This is a genomic window from Pseudomonas sp. GW821-FHT02A08, from assembly GCF_059422045.1.
The window spans coordinates 1-14,612 of record NZ_JBWKWD010000040.1; the positions used below are offsets into that span (position 1 = coordinate 1).

Below are 14,612 nucleotides of genomic sequence, written 5' to 3' on the forward strand. Positions count from 1 at the left end.
CGATCGGCGTTTTGCCGTCGGCCTGATCCTGGGTCAAAGGCGGGCTGAACACGAAGACCCCGCCCCAGCTCAGGCGGATCACGTCACCCGGGGCGATGTTCGGGTAGGGTTCAATCCTGATGTCGACGCCCGCGGCCACGTTGTCCTGATCGATGCCGCCCTCGAGAATGTCGCGGGGAATGTGCATGATCAGTTTGGAGTGGCCTGGCGTGTCGTTGTCATCCTTGCCACCGGGGCGGGTGAGCTTGACGAACACCTTCATCACTTCGGAGGGCTCGGCCGTCTGGCCCAGACGGGTCACGGTGTAGGAGACATCGAAGTTGCCGGCAAGGATGTGCCGCGGCTCCACGAACATCCGCAACTCCTTGTCGACCTCTGAAGCGGCCACGGTCTTTTGCAGCACCTGATTGGCGGGGCCCCAAAAAATCACCAGGCGGTCGCCTCGCCCCATGACCCCCCAGGGGCCGGCCGTGCATTGCAGGCCATGGCGCGGGAAATTGTCCAGCACCGCCGCGATGTTCAGGCCCCAGACATCGGGACTGGTGGAGATCGGGTCCTTGGTGCGCCCGGGAATGCCCAGCTCGCGCAAAAGGTTGATGTGGTCGTCGGGGGAGCGGGACGAGGCCATGGAAGAGACTCCAGTCGAGGGATGGGGGACGGAGTGATTTAAAGCCTGACGGGGTGGGGCTGCCTACTGTCAGATCTGACAGGTCGGGAGGGGTTTCTGATGAGTGGTAGGTGTTTCGCCGGGGCTGATTTGCAGTGGTCAACTAATTCCGGACACCTCAATAGGTGGTTTCGATGCCATTGCCCGTTCGTAAACGGTCGGTGGCAGATATCCCGTTTTTTATGCTCTGAAGGCCCACCTATAGGCTTTCGTGATGGCCTACAACTTCGCTAGGCATCTGAAGGCCTTGCGATGGCGTACTCCCTTCAAGGTGATCTGCGAGGCCTGGACTCAAAATCCAGACCGTTTCACAATTAATCCGCACCATCTCATTCCGGGACCAAACAGCTAGCCACCGCTGCCGCTTCCTTGGTCATTGTCGACCTTGACCTGTGGCCCGACGCCATCTCCCGTACGGAATGTCGGCAACGCAACCGAGTTCACGAATTTAACGCCATCCCAGCTGGGCAAGGGTGTGGGCATCAACTGGATCTGGCCCGGGTGCTCGGAGTCCCAACGCAGCAGCATCGCCGTGTCCTCATGCTGGGTGTTGTGGCAGTGCTCCATGTAGGTACCGGCAAACTCACGGATGCGTAAGGCCATTTCGACATTGTCGAGGCTCTCGGGATGGCGGCCTACATTGTAGATATCCTTGCGCGCGCCTTTTTCCCATTCGGGTGGTGGTTTGCCACCTCGAGTGAGAATGATCCCTTCCTCGAAGTGCACATGCACCGGGTGACTCCAGCCATTGCCGCCGTTCTGGATCTTCCAGATTTCCAGCGTGCCTTCACCCTTGAACCCCGCCGGCGTAGGGCCGGTGGCCAGTTGTGGCGCGGCTGAAATCCGGCGCGGGTCCATGCCGAAGCCTTCGCCGCCATCGGTCTTGATCGTCCAGGGCTTGAAATCCGTGCCGTTGGAGCGGCCGAAGATAAAGGTGCGGTGCCGCGCCTGGGCAAGCCGGGCGATATCGGCAGGGTCATCACGGTTCAAGGGCAGGGGGATCATGAACTTGCCCTCGGGCTTGCCAGGCTTGGCAGGCTCGAAGTCGACCGGGTTCATGCTGACATCCTGGCCGGTGTAAGGCTGGACGTTCAATTGCAGGAACAGGCCCACGCCCGGGTCACCGTTGACCCACTGTGGCCCGTGGCTGGTTTGCCTGACAACGGGCAGGTATTTCCCGGAGAGTACATCGGCCAATGGAATGTCGCGATTAGGGCGCTTGCCGTCTTCATGCTCCTCGATATTGACGAAGAAAATCTTGTCGCCCGGGCTGATGCCGTTTTTCGCGAAGTCGACGACGATGTCATAGCGTTCGGAAATGCCCTGTATCGGCAGAATGGCATTGTGGTTCTGTGTGTCGCCGTCGCCATCGAGGTCCAGGCTGCCATCGAACGGCACCGCGTGCTCCATGATATTGCCGTCGTTGGCAATCATGTGGAACGGCACCCGGTTGTATGAAACTCCGGAGCCGTTCGGGCCGGGAAACTCACCACCATTGCCACTGACCTGACGCACCACCGCCAGCTTGAAGTAGCGAGAAACCGATCCGTTGAGAATGCGCAAACGGTAGCGGCGGGCACGTACGTCCAGGAAGGGCTTGTACTCCCAGTTGGTCAGCACCTGGTCACCGAGAAAACCGTCGGTGTTGAAGGGGTTGAACCACAACTGGCCGGCCTGGTCCCAGGCCTTGTCGGCGATCGTCAGGTTGACGTCATAGTCGCGATTACCCCAGCTCAGCGCCGAACCGCTGGGCAAGCGCAGGTTGACCCCGTCGTCGACCGACTCGTTGCCGCGGTCCACGGCGCTGTAGTAGTTCATCATCGTCGCATTGCCCTTGTAGACATTCTGCGCGGTGAAATCGAGCATGTGGTCGTGGAACCAGTGGCTGCTCATGGTTTCGCGCCAGTCGCCACGGATCTTGATGGTGCCTTGCTCGCAAGTCTTGAAGCCGGGGTTGGCGTCGTTGACGAACAGGGTTTCACCGGGGTCGCAGGGGAACGCCGCACGCGGATCCTGAGCGCTGGTATTGATGCTGTCGTAACCGGCCAACTGGATCGGCCAGCGATAGTCGTAGTACTGCCCCGGGAAGAAGAACGCGTTGGCAAAACCGTCGCTTTCGGCCGGGGAGTGGCCGTTATGTTCGTGGGTGGAGAGGGTGTGCAGGCCAAAGCCCCGGTTGGCGGACGGGTCAATGGGCAATGCATCGTAATGACGCATCAGCATCGCCTGGCCATAGCGTACCAGGAGCAGTTTGGGCGGAAAGGTGCCGTCGAAGGTCCACAACGAATTATGGTCCTGGACAGGGAAGTTGGCGTGAAACTGCACTTGAATGCCCTTGGTCGTGCCCTCGTTGTTCGGGTTGCCGTTGGTGTTGTGGTAGAGCCCGCCTGGCGCAAATTCCCCCACGGCGTAGTTATGCCGTTGCATACGATCACGCAAGCCGCTGTTGACGTGCGCGCCGGCTTGCACAGTCTTGAAAGCGTCGCGCGGGAAAAACTCATTGAAACGCTGGTGCGACCAGCCTTTGCCCGGTGGCCGGCCTTCTGCGGGGGAATCGACCCGGCGGTTGAGGAAAAGCTCGATCTGCGCCTTCCAGGGGTTGCGGTCCAGTACATTGGAGAACTCTGTCGGGAAGGGCGTCAATGCCGGCTCTCTGAGAAAGGCATCCAGCGCCGCCGGCGACGGGCCGCTACGCGCTACGTTCAATGGATCTTGCGCCGGCGCGGGGCCCAGCGTCGGAACCGGAAACGGAACGGGTGATGGCGGGTCGGTCGCATCCAGTTTGTTCGAGCCGAACTCCTCGAACAGTTCAAGCTTCTGGGTGAACGGTTGAACCCCGAACACCGGGCTGGCGTTGCCGTTGGTAGGGATATTGAAACCGGGTTGCAGATCGGGTGGCAGCACATTGTCGACCAAGGGGGTTCGGCGGTTACCGACTACTCCATTGGGCAAATCGAAAGCGCCGACGTTTGCGGGAGGCAACTTGAGCAAGTCCCTCAATGCGGCATTTGGGTCGGCGGGCTGATTGGTGAACGCCGATGGGTCGGTAGGAGGCGGTGGATCGGTGTTGTCGAGGGGGGCTGCCCGGGTCTGGGACAAGCCCAGCCCAAACACGATCACGGCAGCAGAGATACTCAACGCCAGTCTGGTTTTGGACAATGGACCAGGTTTCGGCCTTCCGGCATCCAGTTTCATCGCAAACACCTCTGGCGGGTTCCTCGAAGCGTGGCAATACATGGATAACGAGCCACAGCTTCCAGCCCGGCTGGCGAAATGCTTGATGTCGGGCCGGGATGGGAACGATGCATATTCCCCGCCGAAAGTGACAGGAGGTGAATGATGGCTCTACGCCGTGTCCCCTTATCCGTCGGCTTCAGGCTGGCGGATGAGCAGCCAGGATGAATACCCCGATGACGGGGAATATCCCCCAATACCGGGTGCAATTGTGCGGGGTGTTTGGGCCAGGAGACTTGGCCACTTTCTGAATGTTTCGATGACCGATTGCCGTCATTGAACCCGACTTCATCGGTGCTCTCTGCTGGCGGAAGTGACTGCGGGCCCAGGCTGTTCAGTCGTGCAGGCCTGTCGTTTCATCCAGGTGGTCAATGTGCCGGAAACGCTCCACCAGGAAATCGATCAGGCTGCGCACACGGGCTGACAGGTGTAACTGTTGCGGGTACACCGCATATACATCGGCGCGGGTCGGGGTCTGCTCTTCCAGCACTAATCGCAAGCGGCCGCTGCGCACGTATCGGGCAATGTCCCATTCGGCGCGCAACAGAATGCCGTAGCCTTCAAGCGCCCAATTCAGGGCCACTTCGCCGTCATTGCAGCCCAATGCGCCACGGACCTTGATGTTTTGCGTGCGCCCCCCGTTGGTGAAACTCCACACACCGTAGGGCGTTTCGTTTTGCCTGAGAAAAATGCAGTTGTGTTGCTGCAGGTCCGACAGGCGTTGCGGCACACCATGCTTTTCCAGGTACAGCGGCGAAGCGCATAGAAGACGGCGATTGGACGCGATCTTGCGGGCGTGGAAGGCGGCGTCCGGGAGGGTGCCGAAGCGTATGCCCAGGTCGAACCCATGGGTCGTCAGGTCCAGGGGGTGATCGCTGATTTCCAGCTGCACCTCCACCTCCGGGTACTGGGCGAAGAATGCACCCAGGGCCGGGCCGATGTATCGGCGACCGAAACCCAGCGACGCGTTGACCCGAATCAGGCCTTTGGGGGTGGCCCGACTGCTGTGGATCAACCGCTCGACCTCATCGATCTGCGTCAGGATGCGGGCGGCGTGGGAAAACAGCAGTTCACCTTCCGAAGTCAGGCTCATGGAGCGCGTGGTGCGATTGACCAGGCGGATGCCCAGTCGAGCCTCCAGCGCAGTGAGACGCTTGCTGACCGCCGGCGGCGTGATACCCAGTTCCCGTGCAGTCGCGGCAAGACTGCCTTTATTGGCCAAGAGGTAGAAAAACGACAAATCCAGGGTCTGGCTCATTCGTAACTCTAAGTTAATTATGTAGTGATTATGAGTAACTCACACCTATTTGTTCACTACATATACTCCGCTCACACCCTGATTGAACAGCCCGTTCGACAGGCACAACAAGAAACTTACGAGAGTGGAGTTGAACATGAGCACATACAAGATTGCAGCGGTTCCAGGTGATGGCATCGGTGTCGAAGTGATCGCCGCTGGCGTCGAGGTGCTGCAAGCCCTGTCGAAAAAGTCCGGCTTCCAGCTGGATTTCAAACATTTCGACTGGAACTCGGATAACTACCTGAAAAACGGCTACTACATTCCCGAAGGTGGCCTGGAAGAACTGAAAACCTTCGATGCCATCTTCTTCGGTGCAGTGGGCGCGCTCAACGTACCGGACCACATTTCACTCTGGGGGTTGCGCCTGCCGATTTGCCAGGGCTTCGACCAATACGCCAACGTACGTCCTGCCCGGGTACTGCCGGGGGTGAAGAGCCCGCTGCACAACGGCGATCAAATCGACTGGGTGGTGGTGCGGGAAAACTCCGAAGGTGAGTACTCCGGCAACGGTGGTCGGGTACACCGTGGCCTGCCGGAGGAGGTCGCCACCGAAGTCTCGGTATTCACCCGTGCCGGCGTCGAGCGCATTCACCGTTTCGCTTTCGAACTGGCGCGCAGTCGTCCGCGCAAGCACCTGACCATGGTCACCAAGTCCAACGCCCAGCGTCATGGCATGGTGCTGTGGGACGAGATTTTCTACGAAGTGGCCAAGGATTTCCCGGACGTCAGGATCGACAAGGAACTGGTCGATGCGGTGACCACGCGCATGGTGCTCAAACCGTCGACGCTGGATGTGATCGTCGCCACCAACCTGCACGCCGACATCCTGTCTGACCTGGCCGCGGCACTGTCCGGCAGCCTGGGCATCGCACCGACCGCCAACCTCAACCCGTCACGTCAATTCCCATCGATGTTCGAACCGATCCACGGCTCGGCGTTCGACATCACCGGCAAAGGTGTAGCCAACCCGATCGCGACGTTCTGGACGGCCGCGATGATGCTCGAGCATCTCGGTGAAAACGCCAGTGCCAAGCAGTTGATGTCCGCGATCGAAGCGGTGACCGAAAGTGGTTTGCATACCCCGGACCTTGGCGGCAACGCCACCACCCGCCAGATCACGGATGCGGTCATCGCATTGATCAACCGCTGATTTTTCCAGCGCTTGCAGGCAGTACTGCGGCACAACGCCGAGGAGCAGGTCAGTTGATCTGACTCCTTGGCATTTCCTGACAACAATAAAAAATCAGGGCCCTGTCATGAAAAGAATATTCGGCAAACTCTATGTGCAAGTGCTGATCGCCGTGATCCTCGGCGCCATCGTCGGCGTGTTCGTTCCCGAAACCGGCGCTGCGCTCAAACCTTTGGGCGATGCCTTCATCAAATTGATCAAGATGCTCCTCGCTCCGGTGATCTTCCTGACCGTGGTCACAGGGATTGCCCGCATGGAAAACATGAAAGAACTGGGGCGTGTGGGCTTTCGGGCCTTGCTCTATTTCGAAGTGGTCTCGACCCTGGCGCTGGTGGTCGGCCTGGTGGTGGTCGATGTGTTCAAGCCCGGTGCCGGCATGAATATCGATGTCGCCACCCTCGACACCTCCAGCCTGGCCACCTACACCTCGGCGGTGAAACATGCATCGTTCATGGACTTCGTCATGAACATCATCCCTGACACCATCGTGGATGCGTTCGCCAAGGGCAATGTGCTGCAGATCCTGCTGTTTTCCATTCTGCTGGGCATCGCCCTGGCGCATGTAGGGCCACGGGGCAAGGCATTCGTCGATACGCTCGATAGCCTGATGCAGGGTATGTTCCGCATCGTCAACATGGTCATGCGCCTGGCACCGATCGGCGCATTTGGTGCCATCGCCTTCACGATCGGCAAGTATGGCTTCGGCTCGCTGTTCTCTCTGGGCAAGTTGATGGCTTGCGTCTATCTCACCTGTGCCGTGTTCGTGATCTTCGTGCTCGGCCCGATATGCCGCTACAGCGGTTTCAGCCTGTGGAAGTTCTTGAAGTTCATCAAGGAAGAATTGTTCACCGTGCTGGGTACCAGCTCTTCGGAGTCGGTGCTGCCACAGATGATTTCGAAAATGGAGAAGGTCGGGGTGTCCAAACCCGTCGCCGGGATGATCATTCCCTCCGGCCTGACCTTCAACCCGGACGGGCAAGCGATCTACTACACCATTGCCGCGATATTCATTGCCCAGGCGACCAACACGCCGTTGACCCTGACCGATCAACTGATCGTGCTGGCGGTGCTGATGTTCACCTCAAAAGGCTCGGCAGGTGTCACCGGTTCCGGGTTCATCATTCTGGCCGCTACCTTGTCTTCCCTGGGCACCATACCGGTGGCGGGCATGGTGTTGTTGCTGGGTGTCGACCGGTTCATGTCGGAAGCGCGGGCAATCACCAACACTATCGGCAATGGTGTGGGCACCATGGCGATTGCCAAATGGGTCGGGGCGCTGGACACCGTCAAGATGCACAAGGCACTCAATGGTGAGATCGAGGAGCAAAAGCCCGAGGAGGTGCGGGCGGAGGCTGTTCATACCCATTCATCGATAGCGAGCAGTCCCTTGCTGCCCAGCCTTGACAAAGCCTCGCGAGCGTAAGTATCCGGGGACCCTTGGCAGGCGGACTGAACCTCGATACGAGATTCAGTCCGTTGCCCTGTAAACGTCTTAACCTTGAAGTGCTTCCATCAGCACTTGTACCAACTGCCCACCTTCTGGAGTCGCCCAGCTTCCAGCCAGTTCGGCAATCAACTGGTTGGTGGTGGTCAATGTCACGCCGCCCTTGTCCATTCGGCGCAGGGCGATGTCATCGGCCATGACGCTGGGTGAACCTCCGCCATCAGCGACTACCTGAACTTCAAAGCCGTCACGTACCAGGCTAAGGGCCGGGTAAACGGTGCAGACGTCATTGGTGACACCGGCAATGATCAGTTTTTTGCGGCCGGTAGCCTTGACGGCGGCGGCGAAGTTTTCATCGTCCATGGCATTGACGATACCCAGGCGTTTGACTCGCGAAGCGAACGCCACAGGCAGGATCTGCTCCAGTTCACTGAGCAGCGGGCCTTGTGCGTATTCCTCCATGCTGGAGGTCAGCACCACCGGCAGTTTCAGGATACTGGCCGCTTTGGCGAGCATCAGGGCATTGCGTTTCAACTCTTGGAACGCAATGGATTTGACCCAGCCCATGGTCCCCACCTGGTGATCGATCAACAGCAGGGCGGCGTTGTCTGCACTGAATTTTTCGTAGTTCATGATGACTCTCCTGACTGCAAGTTAGGTGATGTGGTTATGATTGATCAATTCGAAATCGGGATAAATCATCGAAAAGCGAAATGACTAATCCATTAACGGGATAATGCCTTGGAATATCTCAACGATATGGCGCTGTTTGTCGAGGTGGTAAAGGCGCGCAGTTTCAGTCGCGCGGCAGAAACCCTGGGGATCCCCAATTCGACCCTGTCCCGGCGCATAAGCGAGCTGGAGAAAGGCATCGGCTTGCGGCTGTTGCACCGCACCACACGCAAGATCGAACCGACCGAGGCTGGCCAGTTGTACTTTGAGCGCTGCAAACGGATCGTCGATGAAGCCCGTTTGGCGCACGAGCAGTTGGGGGAGATGCTGGCCCGGCCCAGCGGTTTGCTCCGGGCTTCGTTGCCGGTGGACTTCGCTACGGTCTACCTGGCGCCGTTGATCGCGGAGTTTGCCCGGCTCTATCCCGGTATCAGCTTTGAGTTCGATCTGAGCCCGCGCCAGGTGGACCTGATCAGTGATCCGGTGGATGTGGTGATCCGGATGGGAGAACCGCCAAATTCAAACCTGATTGCCCGCAAGCTCGCCAGTTTGCGGCGCGGCCTGTATGCCTCGCCCAAGTATCTGGAGATGTTCGGTGCCCCGGAGCAGCCTTCGGATTTGAGCCGCCACGAGTGCCTGCGCTTGCGCGGTCCGGGTGCGGACCGCTGGACGTTGTCCGGCGACACAGGGAGCGTGGAGGTCGATGTGGGCGGGCGTTTCGAACTCAACAGCGTCGGTATGCTCAGACGCCTGGCAGCACTGGACCTGGGTATCGTCTTATTGCCCGAGGGCATTGCTGAGCAAGACCTGATCAACGGCGTACTGCACAAGGTCTTGCCTGAGTGGCACGTCTCGCCCGTCTCAGTGTATGCGTTGACCGAAACGCGTCTGTTACCGGCGAAAACCCAGCGGTTCATCGAATTTTTACGCGATCAACTTGAAGGCGCATAACCAGTCTCCTGGCGGTTTACGGGTGCCCGGGATGAACCAGTTGCATCCGACCTGAGTCTGATATCCGAACGCCTGGAGCCCGGGACATACAACTGATGACCGGCGGCTTCCCGGGTTCCCTGCTATTAATCAATGTGTATTCGAATGCTTATTCTTGCGGGAGCGCCTCATGAGTCCATTCATTCGCATCGGCATTGTCGACGATCACCCGTTGCTGCGTGAGGGCGTTGCCAATACATTGAGAAAACGAACGGATCTTCAAGTCGTGGAGCAGGGCGCCAATGCGCAGGATGCCAGGGATATTGCCCAGAGGGAGCGCCCGGACGTGATGCTGATGGACGTCAATATGCCGGGGGATGTTTTCGCCGCGGTGCGATTCATTTCCACGGAACTGTCGGATGTGAAGGTGCTGATGCTGACGGTTTCGGAATCCGAAGATGACGCCCTTCTGGCACTGGATGCCGGCGCGCGCGGGTATGTGTTGAAAGGTGTCAGCGGACCGGACCTGATCCTGGCGATCAGGTCGGTTGCCAAGGGTGAGACCTTTATCACCCCCGAGCTTGCCAACAAACTGCTGAGTAACAGCCAGAAGCACGAAGCGCAAACGCCCAACTTTGATCTGACCCATCGCGAGGAGGAGGTCATTCGAGAGGTTTCAAAGGGTCTGACCAACAGGGAAGTCGCGACAAGACTGGCGATCAGCGAAAAAACCGTCAAGCACCACATGGGCTGCGTGATGCACAAACTGCACGCCCGAAATCGCGTCGAAGCGGTCACGGCTCTGCGGCGTTACTGGGAGCGTGAAGCTGTCGGGCGCCTTCACAACGACGAAGGGAAAACACCGATGGATGCCCGCAGCGGCCCTGACTAGAGTTTGAACCGTGCATTGACCGACGTACCCGAGGCACTGGAGTCGATGCTGAACAACCCGCCCAGGGATTCAACGCGATAACGCAAACCGGCGAGCCCCAATCGGGTTCTGCCGGATGTCTCGAGCAGCATGGCGTCCGCCGTCATGCCCGGACCACCGTCCCCGACGCTGATGTCCAATACCTCATCAATGTATTGCGCCCGGATGACCTGACTTTCGCCGTTGGCATGACGGTAAGCGTTGTTGAGGGTTTCTTGCACAAAACGGTACAAACAGAGTTTGAGCGGCAGTGGCGCGGCCTCCGGTAGCCGCCCCATGGTTAAAGTGACCCGGGTGCCAGTGCGTTGCTCGTGCCGTTGCGCCACCAGTTGCAACTCTTCCACCAGGCTCAATTCGTTGATTTCCGGAAGGGCCAGGCCTCGTGATAAATCGCGGACCTCATTCAATGCGTCGGTGGCCGCGCCACGAATGGTTTCCAGCGACTCCTGATCGACCGCGGAGCAGTTTTCGGCCAGGTCGTCGAGGCGGATCAGGATCAAGGTCAACAACTGCGCCGGCCCATCGTGCAGGTCTGCGCCAATGCGCCGCAAGGTGAGTTCGTTGACCCGGGAAAACTCCTGGGTAGCCGTCGCCATCTTGTGCTGGAGTTCGGCATTGCTGATGTGCAAGCGGGTTTGCTCCTGCAGCCGCAAGCGCAGCGCTACTTGCTGTTGCTGGATAATCTTGTCACTGCGTCGCACGATGAAGAAGAGCAGCGTCAGCATTGCCAGTGTCGCGGTGCCCACATCCGCCCATACCTGCTGCCGGACGCGACTGATCTCGCGCTTGAGGCTATCGGCCTTTTCATAGAATTCGCCCACCGCGATGATATCTCCGGTGTGTGAATCCCGCAGGGGCGCGTAGATCTCATAGAGCGGTACGTTGAGCTTGCGTTCGAACTCGTTCTCATCCTCGTCCAGGTCTTTAAGGTCGGTGACCACACTGCCCTTGAGTGCCTCGGTGATTTCATCGAGTGGGAATTTTCGGTCGGTGATAGCTCTGTTCGTGCCGTAGATCACCGTGCCATCCGGTCGCCAGATCTTGATCGAGACAATGTGCTGTTTGAGCGAATGACTTTGCGCGAGGCGGTCCAGGGACTGGACACTTGCAGCCGAGAGGGCGTTGTCCCGGCTCATTTCCTGCACATAGGGCTCAAGAAACGTATCCATGTACTGAGCGGCAGCTTCTGCTGCGCTATGCACAGCGGCATTTTCTATCCGCTCGCTCACCAGATTGCCGACGAAGACCATGGTCAGCCCCAGGATCACTGCGGCGACAATGACAAACTGGGTCGAGCGACTGAGTTCGCGCGCCTGGCCCCCGATGCGTGTGCGCCAGATGCCATTGCCAGTCACTTCGCAAACCGGGGCCGGTTCGCCCAAGGCCTCGGTTTGCGGTGCGGTAAACGTCTGGTTTTCTGATTCGACTCTGGCATCTTTTTCCATCGGCCTGGTTCCTTGATCATCTTGATATGTCAGTTGGAAACCCTGCAACTCAACGGATATCTGGAGACTCGCTGTGGACGCTACGCCCATGACTGACATTAGTTCACTGTATGGCGATCCGACAGTTTCACGGGCGTACCAGGCCCCACCGATGATCAGCCGGAGCATCGCCGGTTCAAGCCGGCCGCACCGCCAGGATTTGCTAGACCAACCACGCCAGCGCCGGCTCATGTTGGCGTTGCGCCAGATACACCGGTTCGAGGTGGAACGAACCGACGTCGAACGGCAATTTTTGATGGCGACACTGTGCGGCGGTAACCGAGAGGATTCGGTTACCGCCGCAATGCGTACACCCACCTATATTCAGGCTTGCGCGGCGCTGACCTTGCCAGTGATCGTGGCATTCTTGCGGACCGCTTGATACAGCAGGCTGGACACCATGAACCCGACAATGGCCAATACGCTCATCAACGAGAACACGTAGTTGTAGCCCTGTTGACCCGGGAAGTGGTCAAGGATTGCGCCATAGATGACGTAGGCGAACATGCCGGGCGCATAGCCGATCAGGCAACCGATCCCAAAGGCTGAACCGGTGATGTGCTGGGGAATGCCGACTTCACCCATGGGTGCCCAGAACACGCCGCGCATGGAAAAGACAATCAGCGCGAAGGAAAGGGTGGCCGCCATGCCGGCGTAGATGAAATCCGGGCTTTTCGGGATGAGCATGATGACGCCCATCAGCGGCAACAACGCCAGGAATGCCCACTTCAGATAGCGGCTGGAACTCTTGAACTGTTTGTCGGCAATGAAGCCGCCGGCAGGGCCGCCCAGGATCTTGAGGAAGTACTGGTTGATGATGCCGTAGGCGCCTACCAGGGCCACGGGCAGTTCGTACATTTCCTTGAGGTAGGGAATGAAATAGGTCAGGCCGCAGTACACGATGTAGACCATGAACACGTTGAGGCTGACCAGCCAGATGCCCGGCACCTTGATGGCCTCGAGCAGGTTGGACAACCCGTTCTTGGGCTTGACGGTCGACTGGGTTTTGCCGCTCTTGAGCAGCAGCCAGGTCAGGGTGCCGGCAAGAATGTCGATGACCGAGTAGAAGAGGATCGCCGATTTCAGACCGTTTTCACCGGAGCCCATGGCGACGAAGACACCCAGCGCAGAGAAGGCGACCAGGGTATCGATGACGCCACGCCCGCCTTCGAGCAGGCCGAACAGGCGACCCTGTTCTTTATCGTCGCCCAGGTTGCGGATGGCTTTGAGCAGCGAAGGCCAAAAGAGGCAGTCGGCACACACGGCCAGCAGGCAGAACACAACCAGCAGGTTGCTGAAGGGTGGAAAGGTCGCCAGGTAGAGCCCCAGGCCCCCGGTGCCGATCAGGCCGAGGGGGATCAGCTTGCGCGTATCGTACCGGTCGGCGAGCATGCCGCCGACCACGAACAGCGCGGTGGCGATGATGGCGTTGGCGCTCAGCAGCACGCCGATTTCAGTGTGGGACAGCCCCATGAATTCTTGCATGGGGATGTAAAAGGCGTCTTTGAGATTCGCCAGCTTGTAGATGGTGCCGCCACCGAGGATGAGAATCAGGAATCTGAGCCATTTGGCCTTGTCTTGGGATGTCATTATTGTTCTCCAGGCGTAATTGGGTAGGCAGTGCCGCTCGGCACGCCAGGTTCAGGCGTTAGCGCAATGGGCCAGGGTCAACTCGGCCAGGGTTCGGAACTCGGCCAGCAGACCTCGTACGTAGGCGACCTGGTTGTTTGCCCAACGGTGCTCATCGGCCAGCATTCGCTCCAGCGAGAAGCCTTCGGGCAGCGCGGTTTCACTCATTTCCCGGTACGCAATGAACGGGTCGGCGGCTTCGTCGAGCTGGCGGAACGCCGGGGCGACGTAGTGGTTTTCCTGCTCGAGAATGAAGGCGATCACCTGCGGGGTTGATTCGCCGAGCATCAGCAATTCGAACAACATGCGTGCGCTGGGCAGGTCGTCTTCGTCACTGCCTTGCAGCACGCCGTAATGCCCGAAGCCGTTTTGCTCAGGCACGATGCGCACACCCTTGAGGTGGGTCTGGCGTATGTGCGGGGCCAGGGCGCGCAGTGCCGCCAGGGGCTGTTCGCAGGCGTTGATCATGTTGCCGAAGTCGAACAGGGCGTGCAGGCGAGGGTGGTTCAGGCGGCCCAGCAGTTGAGCGATCTCGCCGCTCTTGAGTTCTTCATGCTGCTCGAAGTCGAAGAACAGGTCGTGCTCGTCTGCCTGTTGCGCGAGGTAGTGCAGGTCCGACTCGATCACGTCCATGACCCGGGACAGCGCCCCTTCGTAGCGTGAGTAGACACGGATGTTGCGGGTGCCCAGCGCCTTGGCGATGGCGATCACTTGATCGACATCCTTTTTCAGGGTGCTGCTGATTTCCAGATGCACATCGAGCCCGAGGGCATTGGCCTTGGCAGCGAACGCCTGAAGCTGCGCAGCGTTCATTTGGCTCAGGCTGTTTTCCTCACCGTCGAGCAGGTGCAGGCTCAGGCCCTGCAGTTCGTGGCGATAGGCGAAGTCCAGCAGGTCGCCAGGGGTGACACGGCCGTGGGTCAGGTTGGTCAGCAAGGGATAGGCATGGGCAAACAGGCGCAGTTGCGCCAGTCGGTCGAGCAACTGGCGGGCCAGTGCCTCGGTCAGTAGGGGGGGAGCCTCGGCCTCGACAGCCTTATGGCTGAGCAAGGCGTTGAATCGTTCCTGGATCTTATTGTTCATTCGAGTCGTTCCTGGTTCAGACACCGGGTCTACCGGCGCAGCCTTTATC

The 14,612-nt window shown here is 59.1% G+C and carries 10 protein-coding genes and 2 pseudogenes; 5 read left to right on the forward strand and 7 right to left on the reverse strand.

Going from position 1 to position 14,612, the window contains the following annotated elements:
• A pseudogene (locus AC07W4_RS22980) lies at positions 1-628 on the reverse strand (hypothetical protein); the annotation flags it as partial.
• Between the two features lie 223 nt (positions 629-851).
• Between AC07W4_RS22980 and AC07W4_RS22985 the strand changes: the two are divergent.
• Positions 852-1,019, forward strand: a pseudogene (locus AC07W4_RS22985) (IS481 family transposase); the annotation flags it as partial.
• Here the strand turns inward: AC07W4_RS22985 and AC07W4_RS22990 are convergent.
• The gene (locus tag AC07W4_RS22990; protein ID WP_495034089.1) at positions 1,016-3,862 is read right to left on the reverse strand and encodes a multicopper oxidase domain-containing protein; all 2,847 of its coding nucleotides are present in this window, start codon (positions 3,860-3,862) and stop codon (positions 1,016-1,018) included. The pseudogene AC07W4_RS22985 and the gene AC07W4_RS22990 sit on opposite strands and share 4 nt — an antisense overlap.
• Before the next feature lie 373 nt (positions 3,863-4,235).
• The gene (locus AC07W4_RS22995; RefSeq protein ID WP_495034090.1) at positions 4,236-5,159 is read right to left on the reverse strand and encodes a LysR family transcriptional regulator; all 924 of its coding nucleotides are present in this window, start codon (positions 5,157-5,159) and stop codon (positions 4,236-4,238) included.
• Positions 5,160-5,295: 136 nt separating this feature from the next.
• On the opposite strand from AC07W4_RS22995, the gene AC07W4_RS23000 reads away from it, so the two are divergent.
• Both AC07W4_RS23000 and AC07W4_RS23005 read left to right on the forward strand, forming a co-directional pair.
• Positions 5,296-6,351: a tartrate dehydrogenase gene (locus tag AC07W4_RS23000; protein ID WP_495034091.1), complete on the forward strand. Its 1,056-nt coding sequence runs from the start codon at positions 5,296-5,298 to the stop codon at positions 6,349-6,351.
• A gap of 106 nt (positions 6,352-6,457) precedes the next feature.
• Positions 6,458-7,813 (forward strand): dicarboxylate/amino acid:cation symporter, encoded by a 1,356-nt coding sequence (locus AC07W4_RS23005; RefSeq protein ID WP_495034092.1) that lies wholly within the window; start codon positions 6,458-6,460, stop codon positions 7,811-7,813.
• Positions 7,814-7,882: 69 nt separating this feature from the next.
• Here the strand turns inward: AC07W4_RS23005 and AC07W4_RS23010 are convergent, their stop codons facing one another.
• Positions 7,883-8,467 carry an isochorismatase family protein gene (locus AC07W4_RS23010; RefSeq protein ID WP_495034093.1) on the reverse strand — a complete coding sequence of 195 codons (585 nt, stop codon included), beginning with the start codon at positions 8,465-8,467 and terminating at the stop codon, positions 7,883-7,885.
• Positions 8,468-8,575: 108 nt separating this feature from the next.
• Between AC07W4_RS23010 and AC07W4_RS23015 the strand changes: the two genes are divergently transcribed.
• Entirely contained in the window at positions 8,576-9,457 is an 882-nt protein-coding gene (locus AC07W4_RS23015; RefSeq protein ID WP_495034094.1) for a LysR family transcriptional regulator, read from the forward strand.
• A gap of 169 nt (positions 9,458-9,626) precedes the next feature.
• Entirely contained in the window at positions 9,627-10,328 is a 702-nt protein-coding gene (locus tag AC07W4_RS23020; protein ID WP_495034095.1) for a response regulator, read from the forward strand.
• Here the strand turns inward: AC07W4_RS23020 and AC07W4_RS23025 are convergent.
• The 3 genes from AC07W4_RS23025 to AC07W4_RS23035 form a co-directional block, all read right to left on the reverse strand.
• Positions 10,325-11,812 carry a sensor histidine kinase gene (locus AC07W4_RS23025; protein ID WP_495034096.1) on the reverse strand — a complete coding sequence of 496 codons (1,488 nt, stop codon included), beginning with the start codon at positions 11,810-11,812 and terminating at the stop codon, positions 10,325-10,327. The two genes, AC07W4_RS23020 and AC07W4_RS23025, sit on opposite strands and share 4 nt — an antisense overlap.
• A gap of 363 nt (positions 11,813-12,175) precedes the next feature.
• Positions 12,176-13,441: an MFS transporter gene (locus tag AC07W4_RS23030; protein ID WP_495034097.1), complete on the reverse strand. Its 1,266-nt coding sequence runs from the start codon at positions 13,439-13,441 to the stop codon at positions 12,176-12,178.
• A 51-nt stretch (positions 13,442-13,492) separates the two neighbouring features.
• Positions 13,493-14,563 carry a sugar phosphate isomerase/epimerase family protein gene (locus AC07W4_RS23035; protein WP_008051001.1) on the reverse strand — a complete coding sequence of 357 codons (1,071 nt, stop codon included), beginning with the start codon at positions 14,561-14,563 and terminating at the stop codon, positions 13,493-13,495.
• Between the last annotated feature and the right edge of the window lie 49 nt (positions 14,564-14,612).